General features: G+C 60.0%; 16 protein-coding genes and 1 tRNA gene. 9 read left to right on the top strand and 8 right to left on the bottom strand.

From position 1 onward, the window contains the following. Positions 1-122: 122 nt before the first annotated feature. Complete coding sequence (locus L3X40_RS11705; RefSeq protein ID WP_237365824.1) at positions 123-1217, bottom strand: acyltransferase family protein; 1095 nt, start codon at positions 1215-1217, stop codon at positions 123-125. Positions 1218-1385: 168 nt separating this feature from the next. Here L3X40_RS11705 and L3X40_RS11700 point away from each other — a divergent pair, with 168 nt between their 5' ends. The 5 genes from L3X40_RS11700 to L3X40_RS11680 all read left to right on the top strand — a co-directional run bounded on the left by L3X40_RS11700 (position 1386) and on the right by L3X40_RS11680 (position 5896). After that, on the top strand, positions 1386-2072 hold the full coding sequence (locus L3X40_RS11700) for a class I SAM-dependent methyltransferase (protein ID WP_237365823.1): 687 nt from the start codon (positions 1386-1388) through the stop codon (positions 2070-2072). Then, a complete protein-coding gene (locus tag L3X40_RS11695; RefSeq protein WP_237365822.1) occupies positions 2069-3385 on the top strand; it encodes an HlyD family type I secretion periplasmic adaptor subunit in 1317 nt (438 codons plus the stop codon). Before L3X40_RS11700 ends, L3X40_RS11695 begins: the two co-directional genes overlap by 4 nt. Positions 3386-3468: 83 nt before the next feature. After that, positions 3469-4095 carry a CatB-related O-acetyltransferase gene (locus L3X40_RS22525; RefSeq protein WP_272907949.1) on the top strand — a complete coding sequence of 209 codons (627 nt, stop codon included), beginning with the start codon at positions 3469-3471 and terminating at the stop codon, positions 4093-4095. Further along, entirely contained in the window at positions 4092-4973 is an 882-nt protein-coding gene (locus L3X40_RS11685) for a glycosyltransferase family 2 protein (RefSeq protein WP_237365821.1), read from the top strand. The genes L3X40_RS22525 and L3X40_RS11685 overlap by 4 nt, the downstream gene beginning before the upstream one ends. A 5-nt stretch (positions 4974-4978) precedes the next feature. Next, positions 4979-5896, top strand: a complete 918-nt coding sequence (locus L3X40_RS11680; RefSeq protein WP_237365820.1) for a glycosyltransferase family 2 protein — start codon at positions 4979-4981, stop codon at positions 5894-5896. Here L3X40_RS11680 and L3X40_RS11675 read toward each other — a convergent pair. Together L3X40_RS11675 and L3X40_RS11670 are read right to left on the bottom strand one after the other, a co-directional pair. Further along, complete coding sequence (locus L3X40_RS11675) at positions 5830-7449, bottom strand: O-antigen ligase family protein (RefSeq protein WP_237365819.1); 1620 nt, start codon at positions 7447-7449, stop codon at positions 5830-5832. The two genes, L3X40_RS11680 and L3X40_RS11675, sit on opposite strands and share 67 nt — an antisense overlap. A gap of 142 nt (positions 7450-7591) precedes the next feature. Further along, positions 7592-10525, bottom strand: coding sequence for a DUF2339 domain-containing protein (locus L3X40_RS11670; protein ID WP_237365818.1), 2934 nt, complete (start codon positions 10523-10525; stop codon positions 7592-7594). Between the two features lie 99 nt (positions 10526-10624). On the opposite strand from L3X40_RS11670, the gene L3X40_RS11665 reads away from it, so the two are divergent. From L3X40_RS11665 to L3X40_RS11650, 3 genes are all read left to right on the top strand, one after another. Beyond that, entirely contained in the window at positions 10625-11239 is a 615-nt protein-coding gene (locus tag L3X40_RS11665) for a TetR/AcrR family transcriptional regulator (protein WP_237365817.1), read from the top strand. A 116-nt stretch (positions 11240-11355) separates the two neighbouring features. After that, positions 11356-11898, top strand: coding sequence for a methylated-DNA--[protein]-cysteine S-methyltransferase (locus L3X40_RS22330; protein ID WP_272907948.1), 543 nt, complete (start codon positions 11356-11358; stop codon positions 11896-11898). Between the two features lie 233 nt (positions 11899-12131). Further along, complete coding sequence (locus L3X40_RS11650; RefSeq protein ID WP_237365816.1) at positions 12132-13433, top strand: UDP-glucose dehydrogenase family protein; 1302 nt, start codon at positions 12132-12134, stop codon at positions 13431-13433. 114 nt (positions 13434-13547) lie between these two features. Here the strand turns inward: L3X40_RS11650 and L3X40_RS11645 are convergent, their stop codons facing one another. Continuing rightward, positions 13548-13754 carry a DUF5818 domain-containing protein gene (locus L3X40_RS11645; RefSeq protein ID WP_237365815.1) on the bottom strand — a complete coding sequence of 69 codons (207 nt, stop codon included), beginning with the start codon at positions 13752-13754 and terminating at the stop codon, positions 13548-13550. A gap of 201 nt (positions 13755-13955) precedes the next feature. On the opposite strand from L3X40_RS11645, the gene L3X40_RS11640 reads away from it, so the two are divergent. Next, positions 13956-14046 (top strand) — tRNA-Ser (locus L3X40_RS11640). Between the two features lie 285 nt (positions 14047-14331). Here L3X40_RS11640 and recD2 read toward each other — a convergent pair. The 4 genes from recD2 to L3X40_RS11620 form a co-directional block, all read right to left on the bottom strand. Further along, complete coding sequence (recD2, locus tag L3X40_RS11635; RefSeq protein ID WP_237365814.1) at positions 14332-16518, bottom strand: SF1B family DNA helicase RecD2; 2187 nt, start codon at positions 16516-16518, stop codon at positions 14332-14334. Next, a complete protein-coding gene (locus tag L3X40_RS11630) occupies positions 16515-16952 on the bottom strand; it encodes a hypothetical protein (RefSeq protein WP_237365813.1) in 438 nt (145 codons plus the stop codon). Before L3X40_RS11630 ends, recD2 begins: the two co-directional genes overlap by 4 nt. A 7-nt stretch (positions 16953-16959) precedes the next feature. Beyond that, positions 16960-17610, bottom strand: coding sequence for a hypothetical protein (locus L3X40_RS11625; protein ID WP_237365812.1), 651 nt, complete (start codon positions 17608-17610; stop codon positions 16960-16962). A gap of 38 nt (positions 17611-17648) precedes the next feature. Next, positions 17649-18096: hypothetical protein (locus tag L3X40_RS11620; protein WP_237365811.1), on the bottom strand; the 448-nt coding region annotated here is incomplete at its 5' end.

Below are 18096 nucleotides of genomic sequence, written 5' to 3'. Positions count from 1 at the left end.
AAACCCCACGCACTTCCGCTGTTAGCGGCGAAAAACAGCTTCGCCGCGAGGACGAAAAACATCAGCAGAACAAGGAAATGTCGGGGACCAGAAGTCATCGAACAAGATCGCCGAAAGGCGGTTCAGGCATTGCTTTCAATCATCGCCCCGGCGGCGCGCCGTTTACGAAACTGTCTGAACCAGTCGAGCGACGGTTTTTCGACGATATGCCAGGAAAAGGCCGCGACCGGCAGCGTCAACAGCGCGGTTACGGCGGCAAGGCCGAAATAGGAGTCCCAGTCCCGCCATTGCCCAAGCGCAATCATCACCGGAAAGGCAAAGATATACATGCCATAGCTGTAATCGGGCCATGTCCCCGAAACCGATCCGCCACGTGCGCTCAGAAAACCGAAACACAACAGCGCATAACCGACAAAGGCCGCCCGCACATGCAGCCCGATCCCCCATTGATGCGCCGCGATGTTGGCAATGAACAACAGCCCAAGCGCCACCCACGACAGGCGAATCTTCTCCCGGAAAATATAGGCGGCGGCCCCCAGCGCGAAAAGCGGCCACAGCCGGTCGGCCATGTCGGGATAATAAAGCGCATCCTGCCCGATCAGCCTGCCAACCCGTTCCCGCACCGCCGCAATGTCCCATAAAACTGCGCCGACAAGCGTCGCAGGCAGCACCAGCCAGACCATCATCCTTTCCCGCGCAAGGCCGATCAGCGCCAGAGCGGCCAGCAACAGATAACACCGCGCTTCCCAGGGCAATGTCCACAGGCTGCCATTCATCGTGCATGGCCGCCCATCGCAGGCGATGCCCGTCAGATGATAGGCAGGCGCGATAAAGCTAAGGTTATTGGTGATGAATTTCAGCGTTGCTCCGCCAAAATAGCCGGGCCGGTCAACCGTGAAGATATAGCCCGCCGCCACCGTCAGCCCAACCGACAAAGCCAGCGCGGGCCAAAGCCGCGTCAGCCGCGCCAGCATGAAATTACCCACGCCTGCGCTCCGCCCCAAGCTCGCATAGACCAGAAAGCCGCTCAGAAAGAAAAACCCGTCGACCGCATAAACCGAAACCGGCGCGCCGAGCAGAAAGCTCAGATCGTCCTCACCCGAGCGCCCCGTCAGCATCCAGTAACAATGGGTGTAAATAACCGAAGAGGCCAGCACCAGCCGCACCAGCGTCAGATTATTGGCATTCGGCCGAAGCAGCCCGTCATCGAATTTCATGGTGTGGCATCTATTCCCTGGGGCGTTCGCTGAAACCACCCTATCGCCAAAATTTCAAAAGAGCTGTTCCACTTCAACCGGAACGGAACAATTTCCCTCCAGCCTGCCGATGGAGCATTCTATAAAGCTGATCCAGCGCAAAGTCAGCCCAATGGAACAGGGGAACCTATGAGCCTTGCCGATACTGCCGACCAGACTTCTTTGTCATCCCGGTTGCGCGCGCGGCGGGATGTGCAATTGCGGGCGCTCATTGCCGCCGTTCATGGCCAAAAAGGCGCAGTGCGGATCATCGATATGGGCGGCACCCCCGAATATTGGCAGCGCGTCGGCCTGGACTTTCTGCGCGCCAACAATGCGCATGTCACCATCACCAACCTGCATGCCACCGAACTGGACCGGGGCAGCCGGAACGAGGATCTGTTCAGCTTCGCTGTCGGCAATGCCTGCGACCTGCATGATTTTCCCGACAATAGTTTCGACATTGCCCATTCCAACAGTGTGATCGAACATGTCCTCACCTGGACAAATATGAAGAATTTCGCGCGGGAGACGCGCCGCCTCGCGCCCTGGCATTATGTGCAGACGCCCTATTTCTGGTTTCCGGTCGATCCCCATTTTTACCGGCTGCCCTTCTATCACTGGCTGCCCCGGCCCATGCGCGCCAAATTGTTGATGCGGCTGCCGCTCGCCCATGTCGGGCGGATCGGCACGCTGGACAAGGCGCATGACATTGTGGAGGGCGCAAAGCTGATCGACCGGGCGCAAATGGAATTGCTGTTTCCTGATAGTCGGCACGGTTTCGAACGATTTTACGGCCTGCCCAAATCGATGATCGCGATTCTGGGACCGTCATGACCACGGCTCTTCCGGGCGAGCTTCCCGATCCACGGCAATCGCTCGATCAGCATTTGCGCCTTGGCATGATGGTTGTTGGAGCGTTGCTGCTCTGCCTGCTTGCGGCCGCAACACTGGTCACGATCACCGGCGCGGTCGCAGGTGCAGGTCAGGTCGCGGTCGCATCGAAGGTTAAAAGCGTTGCCCATCCCACAGGCGGCGTCATTGCCGCCATATTGGTGCAGGATGGCGACCGGGTAAAGGCGGATGCCCCCCTGATCCGTTTCGACACCAGAGTCGCAGGCGTCAGCGCATCGATGTCGGCAATGAACCTGGACCAGTTGCTTGCCCAGCAGGCGCGATTGCAGGCGGAACGCGATGGCCTGTCGCTTATCCACTTTCCCGCTGGCCTTACCCTGCATGCCGATCCATCGGCACGGCAGGCAATGGCGGGCGAGCAGCGGCTGTTCCAACTCCGCCGCGCCGCACTGTCGGGGCAACAGGCGCAACTGGCCGAGCGCGTCCGTCAGCTCCAACAACAGATCGCCAGCTATCAGGCGCAAATCGCCGCCAACCAGAAGCAATCCGCACTGATCGAACCCGAACGCAAGGGCGTCAGGAATTTGTGGGAACGCAAGCTGGTGACGATCAACCGCCTGAACGAACTGGAACGCACGGCGGTCAGCCTGGAAGGCAATGTCGCCGCACTTCAGGCCGACATTGCCCAAACCCGCGCACGCATCGCCGAAATCCGCCAGCAATCCATCCAGATCGTGCAGGACAGCCGCAGTCAGGCCGCAACCCAACTGGCCGAGGTCGAACAGCGCCTTGCCGATCAGCAGGTACGCACCGCAAGCGCGGGTGACACGTTCGACCGCAGCGTCGTGCGCGCACCCGCGGACGGCATTGTCGATGCGCTCGCCTATACCACCATCGGCGGCGTGGTCCCCCCCGCCCAAACCATATTGCGGATTGTGCCCGACACCGGCCCGATGACCGTGGAGGCAAAAATCTCGCCCGCCGACATTGACCAGATTCACACCGGGCAGCCAGCAAGGATCGCCTTTGCCGCCTTCAACCGGCAAACGACGCCACAGCTTCAGGGCGTGGTGAGCCTGATATCAGCGGAGCGTTTCGATGATCCAAGAACCGGCCAAGGCTATTACGCTGTCCGCATCGACGTGCCCGAAACGGAACTGCAAAGGCTGGGCGGCCTGCAACTCGTCCCCGGCATGCCTGCGGAGGTTTATATCCAGACCGGCGGGCGGTCGCTGCTGTCCTATCTCACCAAGCCGTTGCAGGATCAATTCGCGCGAGCTTTCCGGGAGAATTGAGAAACGTCCGCCACCCATATTTGCCCTTCCCGGCAAATCTGACATAACCCCCCCAACCAACCCGCCGAACGGACAATGAACGCATGACAGGCCTGATTGCCGCCCTTATCGAAAAAGCGAAAATCCGGCTCTGGCGGCGCGACCAGTTTACCAGTGCGCCCCTGCGCGCATGGTTCCGCGACCGTCACCGGGTCGATGTCGGCCTGTATTCCTATGGCTGTTTCGATCAGTGGCGGATGCCCGGCCCGATCAGGGTCGGGCGCTATTGCTCCATCGCCAACAGCGTGCGCTCTGCCCCCATCAACCACCCCACCGACGCGCTCACCACCCATCCGGCGCTCTATGAAAAGCAATTCGGCGTGGTCGATGCCGACATATATTATGACGAACCGCTGGTGATCGAAGATGACGTCTGGATCGGCCACAACGCGCTGATCCTGCCCGGCTGCAAATATATCGGGCGAGGCGCGATCATTGGCGCGGGCGCGGTCGTTACCCGCAATGTGGATCGCTATGCCATTGTCGCGGGCAATCCGGCAAGGAAACTGCGCGACCGTTTCCCCGCCGATCTTGCCGAAGCGATCGAGGCGAGCCGGTGGTGGGAACTGGACCTTGTGGAACTGCGCGCCCTTGTACGGGATCGGCCCGACACGGTGTTTCATCCCGATGTGGCAAGGCTTGCATCGTGGCAGGCGGCGCGGTCCCGATGACTTCCACGCGCATCAGCGTGATCATTCCGCATTACAACGATCTGGAGCGACTGGACCGCTGCCTCTGCGCGCTTGAAGAACAAAGCATAGGCCGGACCGCCTATGAAATCATCGTCGCCGACAACGGCTCGCCACAGGGGGAAGTCGCTCTTTCCGCCATCATCGGGGACCGTGCGCGCCTTGTCATCGTGCCGGAAAAAGGCGCTGGCCCGGCACGCAATGGCGGCGTGGCGCAGGCGCGAGGCGATATATTGGCCTTTACCGATTGCGACTGCCTGCCCCATCCGCAATGGTTAGCCGACGGTGTCGCCGCGCTCGACAGCCATGATGTTGTCGGCGGCAAGATGACGGTGTGTATCAGCCATGACGGACCCATGACGGGTGCCGAAGCCTTTGAAACCGTCTTCGCCTTCGACAATGAAAATTACGTGCGGACGAAAGGCTTTACTGTCACCGCCAACCTGTTTTGCCGCCGTGCCGATTTCGAAACCATTGGTCCCTTTCGGACTCTATTGTCGGAAGACAAGGACTGGTGCCACCGCGCCATCGCCAAAGGCTATTCGCTTGGCTATGCCGCAATGGCGGAGGTCGCCCATCCGGCGCGGCATGACTGGCAGGAACTGAAAGGCAAGTTCCGCAGGATCAATCAGGAAAGCTATTCCTATATCGTCCTGACCGAAAAATATGGCCGCCTGCTCTGGCTGGTCCGCAGTTTTGCCCTGCCGCTTTCGATCCTGCCGCATGGTCTGAAAATTGTCACGACATCGAAACTCCGCCGCCCCGCCGAGCGATTGTCGGCGCTGGCCATGTTGATCCGTCAACGCCTGTGGCGCTTTGCCGATGCCTGGCGCCTGTTGCTGACAGACGTTAAAGGATGAATGCGATGCAGGTCGCCATCGTCATTGTCGGCTTTCGAAATCTGGCGGACATCCAACATTGCCTGACCGCAATCGGACGGTCCACATACGGCGATTTTGAAGTTGTGATCTGCGAAAATGGAGGCGATCAGGCCTTTGCAGCACTGACCGCCGCCCTGCCCCACACCATGGACGGTGGCCAACCCGTCCGCGCGATCAAAGCGCCCGGCAATGTCGGCTATGCAGGCGGCGTCAATATCGGCATAGGCGAAACGCCACGCGCGGACGCATGGTGGATACTCAACCCCGACACTTTACCCCATCCAGGTGCGCTCACCGCCCTCGTCGCACGATTGGCAAAGGGCGATTGTCAGGCCGTCGGCGGCATCCAGTATTTTCCCGACGGACGCGTCCAGTCGGATGGCGGACGCTGGCGACCCTGGCTTGCCCGCGCCGTATCCATCGGTCATGGCCGCCAGCTTGATGAACCCGTCGATCCAGCCGCCGTCGAAGCGGCAATCAATTATATCACTGGCGCATCGCTACTTATCAGCCGCGCATTCCTCGACACGGCTGGCCCCATGCGAGAGGATTATTTTCTTTATTGCGAAGAGGTTGAATGGTGCCTGCGTGCGCGCAGGAAGGGCATGAAGCTCGGCTTTGCACCCGACGCACGCGTTCTTCACAATCAGGGAGCCAGCACTGGTTCCGGCCAGTCCGTTCGCACCCGTCCGCGCCTGCCCATCTATCTGGACGAGCGCAACAAGATGCTGGTGACACGCGATTGTTATCCTTATCGCCTGCCGGTCGCAGCCCTCGCCGCGCTGATCCTGTTGGCGCTACGGTTTTTGAGGCGCGGCGCGGTCAGGCAATTTGCCTATGGCCTTGCCGGTTGGCGAGACGGACTGGCAGGCCGCCGCGGCACTCCCGATTGGGTCGACTGATTGCGGACGCGCCAGATCAGCGCCGTCGCCATCCCCAGCATCGCAAAGACCAGCGGACCATTATCGGCCTGCGCAAAGATCGATTTGATGACGATCCAGTTGCCCAGCGCAATCGTCAGCGGGATGAGCAAGCTCAATTCCCATTCGACACCCTGGTCGGCGGGGCGCATATCGAACAAGGCCCTGCCCGCCTTCCATATTCCGACCAGAAACAGGCCATAGAATATCAGGAACCCGACAATCCCATATTCCAGCAGGATCAACAGATAATAGCTGTCGATGGTCCCCACCCCGGCCTGATTGACATAGCCCAGCGTAATACCCCCGCGTCCGATGCCGTACCCCAGCGGATTGTGCAGAATGAGGTCGAAGCCCTTGTCATATTGTTCAATCCGCGCCTGCGTGCTGTAACTTGCCGCGCCCCCGCCCCATACCATGCGGCTAAGGCGCGGAACGAAGAAGGTCGCGAAAATGAAGCCGGTGAACAGCAACGGATAGGCAATGACAATGGCCGGACCGATCATCCCCCGCCGCTCGCTGCGCCATTTCATCAGGCCATGGATGAAGAGATAAAACAGAAAGGACAGAAAATAGCCGACGATGCCAAGCCGTGAATCGGTCAGCATGATGACCCAGAATGAAAGCGGCAGAAAAAGCGCAGCGGCCAGACGAAGCCATAACTGCCGCCCCTGCACCACGAAATGCAGGATAAAGGGCGTCATCAGCGCCAGAAACTCCGCAAAGCCCAGGCTGGTCGTATAGGTCGCCTGAACGCGATGAACGCCGGTGGCGGCCCGCGCACTGCCGTTCAGAACATTTTGTACGATCGGGTCCTCAATCTTCAGGAAAGACGGAATATGCCCGGCCCATGGCACGGTTCCATGCCGCCATTCCTGCACGCCGATCAGGGCCAGCACCACCGCCGCCAACAGCATGGCCATCACCAGAAACTGCGCCCGTCCGGGCCGCAGGAACACATAGGCGCTCATGAAAAAGATCGCGGTCCAGTTGATCTGCGCCACAATGAAGGCTTCGATGGATTCCCCCAGTCCGCCGCCATGCACGACCGACAGGCCCAGCGACAGAAACTGGATGGCCACGAACATGACCAGCATTGCCCATACCGGCGCGCTCGCCATGATACTCTCGCGCATCCGGCTTCGAAATTCCGGTGAGATCGAAAGGCAGACGAACAGCAACAGGATCATGGGGCCGCTGATGATGCGCAGCACGGTGATCCACGGCATTCCCGGCAGGCCAATGGCGAGATAATTGGGCCAAAGCGGCAGCGCGATCAGAAATGCAATCAACAACCCAGACAACAGGCCAACCGGCGCACCACGCATCTCGGGCAATGCCCATATCACCAACCCCGCAAGCGCCGCCACCGGCACCAGGAAAGGCAGGACAACATAGGGGGCAAGCAGGCCGAAATAAAAGCCATAGACCAGCCCCACCAACAGCAGGATCGACAGGACGGCCCAGTGCCCCTTTTCAGGCCCTGCCCGCCGATAGGATGCAAGCGCACCCGACCTTTCGTTGGCCTTGTCCATCGAACCGATATTCCCGCCGCATTCCTGTAGTTGAAGAGGAAATGTACGGAGCTGCGGAGGGTGTCCAGTCGTGTTGCGTCCATAGCGAGATCGTTTGATCGTAAATGACGGGTATATGTGCAGAGCCCATACCCGCTATTCGTCATCCCGCTGAAGTTAACGGTTTATCCTGTTGCAAATGACGGCTGTACAACCAGCCGATGCCGATCAGGCTGAAACCCAAAGCGACGAAAGAACCGATCCGGAGCAACCCGTCCAGGCCCGATGCATCGAACAGGAACACCTTGCCCACAGCGCCGATCATCAGCACCAGCGATGCGATCCGCCAGTCACGCGACGACCGCGCAATGCCCCACAGCAGGAAGCCGATGGCGAGCAGGATGGCGATGATCGACCGGAAAATATCCTCCGCATCGCTGACGCCGCCTGTGGTCAGGATGGACCCGTGAAGCCCCTGCCGCAGAGCCGAAAGGCAGAACAGCGTGATCAGCACCATCTGGACTACGGATCGCATATGGTCGTGCCGTTGGGAAAGCACTGGCGCATGACGGCGCGCCAGCCAGAGCCAGAGCAGCGGCAGTCCATATGCAGGCAGCAACAGGTTGAAGACAGGTGCACTGCCCACCGCCTGCTCAACAAACAGCGGATTGTGAAGCAGGACCGTGTACCACCCCAGATGCGCCAGCGCCGCACCGCCAAAGCCAAGCGCGGCGATGTGCAACGATGGCAGACGCGAAGCAAAATGCCAGGCAGCAGCACTGCCGGCCAGCAACAGCGCCTCCCACACCGTCCGTTCGGCAAAGCCAAGGCGGATGAAATCGGGGTAGGACGACAGGGCAAAAAGCTGCTTGAAGGCGATGTGCAACGCTACACCGCCCAGCGCCACCGGCACAATGGTCGCAAACCGGCGAGCACCAGCGCGAACATGCTCCCGGCCCAGCCAGATCGCCACGCCCATTGCCAGCGACGGCAACAACAACCGCATCAGCATATCCCTGACCACAGGCAGGTTGGTGACCAGCACCGGATCGCCAATCAGGGACAGCGACCCCTGTTCAAACCATTGCAGCACAGGCACAGCGGCCCATGCCAGCGACAGGCCCAACAGCGCCCCCATGCCGGGCAGCAGACGATCGGGCGCAAGGCGGCGGCTCCATTGGGCAAGGCCGATCAGACCAATCGCCGGGACCAGCGGCAGCACCGAAACCGGAACGACCTGAGCCAAGGCACCATAGGCAAGCAGCGCCGAAGCAGCCTGGGCGATTGTTCGCCCCTCGGCAAAACAGGCGCGCCACGCGAACAGGGCAAATGTCAGAGCAAACCCCGCCCATTGGACAAGGCCGATGGCGATATTGACGCGCTGGTCCTCACCCAACAGGCGGGACATTCCGTCTGCTGCATGATGGTCCATACTCAACAGGAACAGCCCGCCCGCCACGAATGCCCATGCGCTCCATTCGATCCGCCTGTCGCCGCCAACCCTGCTCAGGTGCAACAGGGCGACACCAATCACGCCGATCGTCGGCGGCACGATCCAGCCCGGTAGCAAAAAGGCTGCCGCGCAAGCCAGCAACAGCGCGGACGCCGTGGCAAGCATAGCAAACCGGGCATCCGCCGAACGGGCAATATGGTTCCAGCCCAGCATTGCGCCGACAGCCGGAAGCAGCGCCAATGCAAACGACAATCCGCCAAAGGCCACATCGGCCGTGCCGTCGCCCCGATAGAAATGCACCATCGACAGGATCAGTCCAGCCAGAGCAATGGCGGTGATCTGGCCCGCTTCGATCAAGCCGCCCCCTGCACGCCACAGGCGCCACAGTGCCGGTGCGCCGTAGATCAGGCCCATGGCGCCCATGACGATGACAAAATGGCTCAAGGCCGGACTGGGCCAGCCGCCAAGCAGCAGCAAAGCTATGCCAAGACCGATGGCAGGCAGCCGCGCAAAGGCCTCTTCGCGCCACGACAGCCAGATAATGGCGATAGAGATCAGCGCAAACAGACCCCAATGCAACATCGCAAATCCGCCGGTCGCAACCAGCACAGCCATTTGCGCGGCGGCGGCCACGCTGCCCACCACGCGCAGGATGGCCGACGCCTTGCCCGCAAAGGCCAGCATCGGAAAGGCAATGCCAAGCAACAGGACATAAAGGCCGATGGACAGGGAGGAAACGGCATCCAGCGCGCCTGTCAGCAACAGAATCGCGCCCCAGCCGAAGCCGCCGATCAACGCGCTAACACCCAGCCACATCCAACGCTGCGTCCGCGACAAGGCGCACAGGCCGCCGACCGCCAGCGCCAGATAAGTCGACAGCAACGGAATATCGGGTTCACCCGACCCCACCAGCGCAGGCGCGGCAAGGCCACCGACCAACCCAAGCAAGGCAGAAGGCGCACCGAACCGTAGTGACAGGCCCATCGCAATCGCGGTCACCGCGACCATAGCCGCAAAAGCCGTCACCGGCCCCACCAACGCATAGACATTGGTCGCGATGAGAATAGACGAATACAGCGTCGCAATTCCCGCCCCGGCCAGCGCTTGCTGCACCCGCGGGTCGCGGACCCGGTCCTGCCTGATCCGGGCGAACTCCGCTCCACCAATCAACCCGGCACCGAACAGCAGGCCGAAAACCACCCGGACCAACGGCGAAAGCAGACCCGCATCAATCGAATATTTGACGATCAGAACACCCGCAATGGCCAGCGTGATGCCCCCGGCCCAGATTGGCAAACGACGCCCGAACAGATCCTCAAAACTGAACGACAGACCTTTGGAAGCAGGAGCAATCTGTGACGACGGCACAGTTTCGGGTTCAAGTTGAGGTTCGGCTTCAGGCGCAGACTCTGGAACAAAGAGCGCTTCGGACACAGGGGCTGGCTCAGCTTGTACTGTGGACCCGGCATTCCATGGGCCAGGTCGGGCATCAGCTTGAGCTTGCAATGGCATATCAACGACTGGTGGGCTATCGATCAGCGATCGCCCTTCCAACTGATCCAGCCGAAATTGCACAACGTTCAGCCGCCGCCACATTTCAGCGATCACCACCGTCATCACGATCATAACAAGAGCGCCAAACATCGATTCGCCTCCACTGGGATGCCTGTGCCTACCCCATAAATGATCACTGTTCAATTAAAATAATAGACACTGTTCAATTAAATGCTTACTGCGCCCGACATGGGCAGACGATCCGACCATAGCCGGGCCGAACTGGAAAGGCTGATCATAGCCGAAGGCCACGCACACATGGCCGAAAACGGCTTTGCCCGTTTTTCGGCGCGGGAAGTGGCAAAACGGATCGGCTATTCGATCGGAACCCTCTATAACGTCTTCGATAATTACGACCGGCTGATCCTGGCGATCAACACATATAGTTTCCGGCTATGGGCCGATCATCTCAATGCGCGGCTGGATGGCGTGGAGGGCGATCGCATCCGTGCGCTTGTGGAGGGGTATTTCAGCTTCGCACGGGAAAACACCCATATCTGGATGGCGATCTACGACCATCATTTGCCGCCCGGTGTGGAGATGCCCGAAGAATTCGCGCTCCAGCGGGGTGAACTGACCGGGATCGTCGTGCGAGAGGTAGCCGCCGTCCTGCCCGGCCACGCAAAGGACCGTGCGACCGCCCTTGCCCGCTCACTGATTGCAACAGTCCATGGCCATTGCACCTTTGCCCTCAATGGCACCTTTGCATTGATGGGTGAAACGCAGCCCATGGAAACCGCCCTCGCCCGCGTTCGCGAATCGATTGCAGCCGCGCAACGGGACTCCACGATCGGAGGCGGTTGATTGGGCATTTCGTCGTGATTTCCATAGGATCAGCCACCCCAACGTGGCAATTGCCCAAGGCTTGTTGTATGGTCGGTGGGCTGCCAGCAAAGGTGGCAGATGGAAGGTTCCCGGCCATGACCACTCTTTTCCTTGACCATTATGAGAGCCCAATAGGGACAATCTTGCTGGTAACGGATGAGAGGCGATGCTTGCGGGCGCTTGACTTTGCCGATCATGAACCGCGCATGCGGCAATTGCTGCAACGCCATTACGGAACGTCCGAAACCCTGCCGCTCCCTGCGCCAACAGTGATCAGGGATGCTCTGGACGCCTATTTCGACGGCGATTTGCAGGCACTGTCAGCCATCGTCTGGCAAACCAACGGCTCGCTTTTCCAGCGTCAGGTATGGGCGGCCCTGGGTGACATCCCCGCCGGAACGACGCAAAGCTATGCAGAGCTTGCCGCGCATATCGGCAAACCGAACGCCGTCCGCGCCGTCGGACTTGCGAATGGCGCAAATCCGGTGGGCATCGTTGTTCCCTGCCATCGGGTGATCGGCGCCAATGGCAAGCTGACCGGCTATGGCGGGGGCATAGAGCGCAAGGCCTGGTTACTTGAACATGAAGGCGCCCTGCCCGTCGCCCACACGCCAAACCGCATGGCCGCCGCCATATAATCCGCCGATACAGCCCTGCCCCCTCCATCCGCATCTGGACCGAACCACAGACCGTTTCGCCGTTCGTGGCTGGACGCAGCATGGAACATAAGGTTGCTGCGCCTTGTCCAATTGATCGATGGGTCCGATTTAACCTTGCAAAATAGGGCTATTCATATGAACGGCATGACCCGAGCGGGAACAACGTGTACGGAATCGCGTTGGACCGAAAATTTCCAAAGGGGTGATCTTCAATGCGTTTGACGATGATTGGTTCGGGCTATGTCGGCCTGGTGTCCGGGGCCTGCTTTGCCGATTTTGGCCATGACGTCATATGCGTGGACAAGGATGAGGCAAAAATCGCATCCCTCCGGGACGGACGGATGCCGATATACGAGCCGGGTCTTGATCATCTGGTGGCAACCAATGTGGCGGCCGGACGCCTGAAATTCACGACCGACCTTGCCGAAGGGGTCAAGGACGCCGACGCTGTATTCATCGCGGTCGGAACACCCTCTCGCCGCGGCGATGGTCATGCGGACCTGCGCTATGTTCATGCCGCAGCCGAAGAAATTGCCCGCTCCGTCACCGGCTTTACCGTCATCGTCACTAAATCGACAGTGCCGGTGGGTACGGGCGATGAGGTGGAACGGATCATCCGCGAAGCCAATCCATCGGCTGACATCGCGGTGGCCTCCAATCCCGAATTCCTGCGCGAAGGCGCGGCAATCGACGATTTCAAGCGGCCCGACCGAATCGTTATCGGATCGGATGAGGAACGCGCGGTGGACGTGATGCGCGCGATCTACCGTCCGCTCTATCTCAACAAGTCGCCTTTGGTGGTAATGACCCGTCGCGGCGCGGAACTGACCAAATATGCCGCCAATGCCTTTCTGGCGACCAAGATCACCTTCATCAATGAAATTGCCGACCTGTGTGAAAAGGTGGGCGCCGATGTACAGGACGTGGCGCGGGGTATCGGTTTCGACAACCGCATCGGTTCGAAATTCCTCCACGCAGGCCCCGGATATGGCGGCAGCTGCTTTCCCAAGGACACATTGGCGCTCTTGAAAACCAGCCAGGATTTCGATGCGCCGCAACGGATCGTCGAAGCCGTGGTCGCCGTCAACGACAACCGCAAGCGCGCCATGGGGCGCAAGGTGATTGCCGCCATGGGCGGCGATGTGCGCGGCAAGACGATTGCAGTGCTCGGCCTGACCTTCAAACCGAATACCGACGACATGCGCGATTCGCCTGCCATTGCGGTTGTACGCACATTGCAGGACGCAGGCGCAAAGGTGCGCGCCTTTGATCCTGAGGGCATGGAGCAGGCGAAGCTGGTGATAGAAAATGTGACCTATTGCGAAGGCCCCTATGAAGCGATGACGGGAGCCGACGGCCTTGCCATCGTCACTGAATGGGATGCCTTCCGCGCACTGGATCTGGCTCGCGTCAAGTCATTGCTGGGCCAAAGCGTGCTGATCGACCTGCGCAACATCTATCCCAGAGCCGATGTCGAAAAGGCAGGCCTCGCCTATCACGGTGTCGGGCGGTAAAGCTGTTTGGGCTAGAGCATCGTGCGGAAAAGTGGGAACCGGTTTTCCGCAATATACGATGCGACAACAAAAACTTAGGGCGCGCGGCGTGATTCAGATTTCACGCTGCCCGCTCTAACCCGTCCCACTGACTCCTTCCACATCGACCATGTCCTCATCCACGACGACGCCAATAATCCGCACATGTTTGGCGACATGATCGACCGGCACGCGATGCAGGTTCAGCCGCCAGCACCCGCCACGATCGCGATTCAGTACAAAACCGGCGCCATCGCGCAACAGCGTGCCTGTCTCGTCTACCCTGTCGCCAATTCTGGCCATGCTACTGCGTTGCTCCATTATTTCAGGCGATCGGCCGTTCCGAGAAGGCCTGCACCCCTCATAATTATGTTACGGTCACCTATAATATAGCCTCTGCAGCAACGCCAGTTTGAGTGCGGACCACCTAATCCACGGCAAGTGCAACTGTCCGCTTGCGAAAAGCCGACAGGCACGATAGTGGGCGTGCCTTCCAGGACATGCGGAGCGGTGGCCGAGTGGTCGAAGGCGCTCGCCTGGAAAGTGAGTATACGTCAAAAGCGTATCGAGGGTTCGAATCCCTCCCGCTCCGCCAACATCTCATTGCGAATCAATGAGATGGGCCTCGCGAGGCCAGAAAATCCCCAGCTTCCGCGCGGTTTTGCCGATCGCGACCGAACCTCAGAGACTGCCGAAAACGCCGAAATCGGTCTCTTATCGGCTTTTGTCTCTTTTCACCCGAACCCCTGCTGAAAAGGTTCGGTCGCCGAAAACGTCGGATTCCCGCGGCTTTTTCGATCATCTACAATCGTACCTTTTGGCACCTAACTTGTAAGGCGGGTTGGCGGAAAACCTGAGGTCCGCGTAGCGTTTCGGGTTTCTACGATGCACCGGCATCGGCGAGCCACTCGTTGAGCTTTGACCAACGGCGGCGCCCGGACTCGTTCTTTACCGCAATGGCGACGGCCTTACTTTGCCCGACGAGTACCACCAGCTTCTTGCCGCGCGTGACACCCGTGTAGAGCAGATTCCTCTGAAGCATGGCGTAATGCTGGGTCATGACTGGGATGACCACGGCTGGGTATTCGGATCCCTGGCTCTTGTGGATGGTTGCCGCGTAGGCCGGCACGAGCGTATCGAGTTCACCGAACTGGAAAGAGACGGCACGTCCATCGAAGTCGACCGTCAGTTCGCCTTCGTCGGTGTCGACCTCCTGCACGTAGCCGATGTCGCCGTTGTAGACCTCCTTGTCGTAGTCATTCTCGATTTGCATGACCTTGTCACCGGGTGCGAAGGTCCACCCAAAACGCTCGACCTTTGTCGCAGGTGCGGGATTGAGCGCGGCCTGTAATTCAATGTTGAGTGAGCGCGCGCCGACGCCGCCACGGTTCATCGGGCAAAGGACCTGGACGTCACGGATGGGGTCGAAGCCAAATCGGCGCGGGATGTGCTTACCGACCAGATTTATGATGCGCGATACTGCCTGCTCAGGATCTGCGGCTGGCATGAAATAGAAATCTGTCTCACCCTCTACCTTCCCAAGATTGGGGGTGCGCCCCTGATTGATCTGGTGGGCAGTGGTGATGATCCGGCTTTGCGCGGCCTGCCTGAACACTTCGGTCAGCCGAACAACCGGCACGGTTCCAGAGCCAATGATGTCGGCCAGCACCTGGCCCGGCCCGACTGATGGGAGCTGGTCGATGTCGCCAACGATCAGCAACGCGGCGGTGTCAGGTATCGCATTGACGAGCGACTGCATCAGCATGACGTCGACCATCGAGCTTTCGTCGACCACAAGCAGATCACATTCGAGCGGGTTTTCCTGGTCCCGCTTGAACCCAAACGCCTTGGGGTCAAATTCCAGCAGGCGGTGTATCGTCTTGGCCTCCATACCGGTGGCTTCGGTCATCCTCTTGGCCGCGCGGCCTGTGGGCGCACACAGGAGCAACTGAACCCCCTTAGCGGCGAGGATCCGCAGGATGGCATTGACGATGGTCGTCTTACCCACACCCGGCCCGCCAGTAATCACCGTCATTTTGGAGCGCAGGGCAAGGGCGATAGCTTCCCGTTGACTGGGGGCAAGCGTCAGCGCCGTGCGCTTTTCAATCCATGGCAGGGCTTTGTCAGGATCTATCGCGGGCCACGGCAACGCCCCTGTCAGCAGGGTGTTCAGCCGCTCTGCGATCTTTTTCTCGGCATGATAAAGCCCGCCGAGGAAGATGCATTCCCTGTCGTCCACTGTGTCGGCAATGACTGTGCCGCCCACCAGTTCCAATTCGAGCGCGGTGGTGATCAAGGCACGATCGACTTCCAGCAGCTTTTCAGCAAGGTCCTTCAATTCGGCGACAGGCAGGCCGCAATGCCCCTGGCCCATGGCCTCTGTGAGCGCATAGGAAATCCCGGCGCAGAGCCGCACCATGGCGGTTTTCTCAATGCCCAGCTTCTCAGCGATGGTGTCAGCAGTCCGAAAGCCGATGCCGCGGATATCGCGCGCCAGCCGGTAAGGGTTGTCGCTCATGATCTGAACGGCATCCACCCCGTAGGTCTTGAATATCCGCACGGCGCGGGCCGTGCCGACGGTATGGCTGTGCAGAAACACCATGATTTCGCGGATCACCTTCTGATCCGCCCAGGCAGAAGTGATTTTCGCTGCGCGCATGGGGCCGATGCCGGTTACTTCCCTGAGCCGTTCCGGGTTGGCCTCGATGACGTCAAACACGTCTTTGCCGAACATCTGCACGAGTCGCTTGGCGTAGGCGGGGCCAATCCCGCGGATCATGCCCGATCCGAGATATTTCTCGATGCCCTCGACCGAGGAAGGCTCGGATGTCTTCAGGAACCGTGCCTTGAACTGCAGGCCATGATTGCGATCGTTGGTCCATTCGCCGGTCGCGGTGATCCACTCTCCGGCCGAAATCATCGCGGCATGGCCGATAGTTGTTACCAGATCGCGGTGACCGCGCGCCTTGACCCGCAGGACGCAGAAGCCGCTCTCCTCGCTGTGAAAGGTGACCCGTTCCACATTGCCGACAAGAACTTCAGAGGGTGATTGTGCAGGCTGGTTCATCGCAGGCGCCGGGGCTCCTCGACTTCCTCGGCATCCTCTGTCGATGCATGCACCTCTTCACGGATGATCTTCTCGGTGATCTCGAGCAGGTGGGCGGTCAGGGCGCCGCTCAATTCCTCAAATTCAGGCCAGAGCATCGTCTTCACGAAGTTGACCGGGGCTTTGATGATAACCGTTTGACGGTGCATGCGAGCATAGCGGAATGGTCGGAGCCCATACCTGCGGCAGAGCGCGATGAAGAGCTGGCGCGACCATGGATCAGGGATGGAGAACTTGAGCTCTTCGACCCTCTCCTTCTTGCTCGCCGCCTTGAACTGGCGACGTATGCGATCTGCCGCTGCACCAGCTGCGGCCTTCTCACCCGCAGTTGTGGCGCCCGAATAGAGGGCTTCAATCTTGCGAAGTTTCTCGCGGAGTCGGTCTTCGGAAAGCATATGCGGATCAGTGCAGCGTCGGCTTTTCGGTAGCGAGCCCTTCAAGCATGTGCCGCCGTGCACGGGTGCAGGGCAGCACCGCGGCATGGATCTCGGCCTCCATAATTCGCGTCAGTTCGCGGACGTGCTTGAAGGTGTTTTCCAGTTGGGTCCTGCTCTCAGCCTGGACGTCACGAGCGACAAGGTCCTCGATCCCCACCATCATGGCACGCAATTCACCGAGGTGGCCGAGTGCGTGATGCGCGCGTTCGGGCAGATCGATGCGATCCTGGCCGTTGCACAGGCCCTCGATGAAGCCCTCGAGCTCCTGGCGGCGAACTTGCGCAAAGCGCGCGAAATTTTCCGCAGTAGGTTCGACATTCAGCCGAGTCAGCCGGAATGGCTGGCTGCGCTTCTGGTGCTTTGTCAGATCGTTCCACAGCCCCTGCACGAGAGCGCCGATCAGTTCGTTCGCTTCTTCCGTGCTTTCGAAGACAGGTAATTCGCCTCCCCAAAGACCCTCGACGATACGCAGTGGCGAGGCCGTCATATCAGGTGCCGCGATATTGCCGAGGAACCGCGTGCGCACCTCATGGAACAGCACAGGGCAGCCATGCTTATCGAGCAGGGCGCGGATGGTCTTCTCGTCAGGGGACTTTGACTGGTTGCGATTCTTCATGCACCAACGATAGCGCCAGAGAGCAGCGCACGCGATGATTACTGGCGGGGCTTCTGGCCAAGCACTGCTGTTTCCTGCTCGGACCAACGCAGTTCGGCCGCCATCGCCAGATCCTTTATCGACACCGCCGGGCACACTCGTTGGATCAGCAGCTTTTCCAGCACGGCCGGCGCCAAATAGGCCAGCCTCAGCATACGCCCGACATAGCGATCCGAGATGTCCTCGGCTTGCGCGATATCCTGGATCGTCGCCGCTGCCCCCGATTCCAGCTTACGCCGCCAGCTCCACGCCCGGGCGATCGCCTTCAACACATGCGGGTCCACGCCGCCGTCATTGGCCGGTATCATATCGGCCGGGGGCAGTATCTTCGGCCGCCCGTTGCGCTTGCGGATGGTGAGCGGGATGAACATGTTGATTGTCGCTGAGAAGTGACCCGGTATTTTCATCGAGAAGTGACCCGGCTGGTTTATGTCCCGCGTTGCGGGC

Source organism: Rhizorhapis sp. SPR117 (assembly GCF_021742065.1).
Note: the sequence above shows the minus strand (reverse complement) of the source record. Positions and strands in the feature narration are given on the sequence as shown.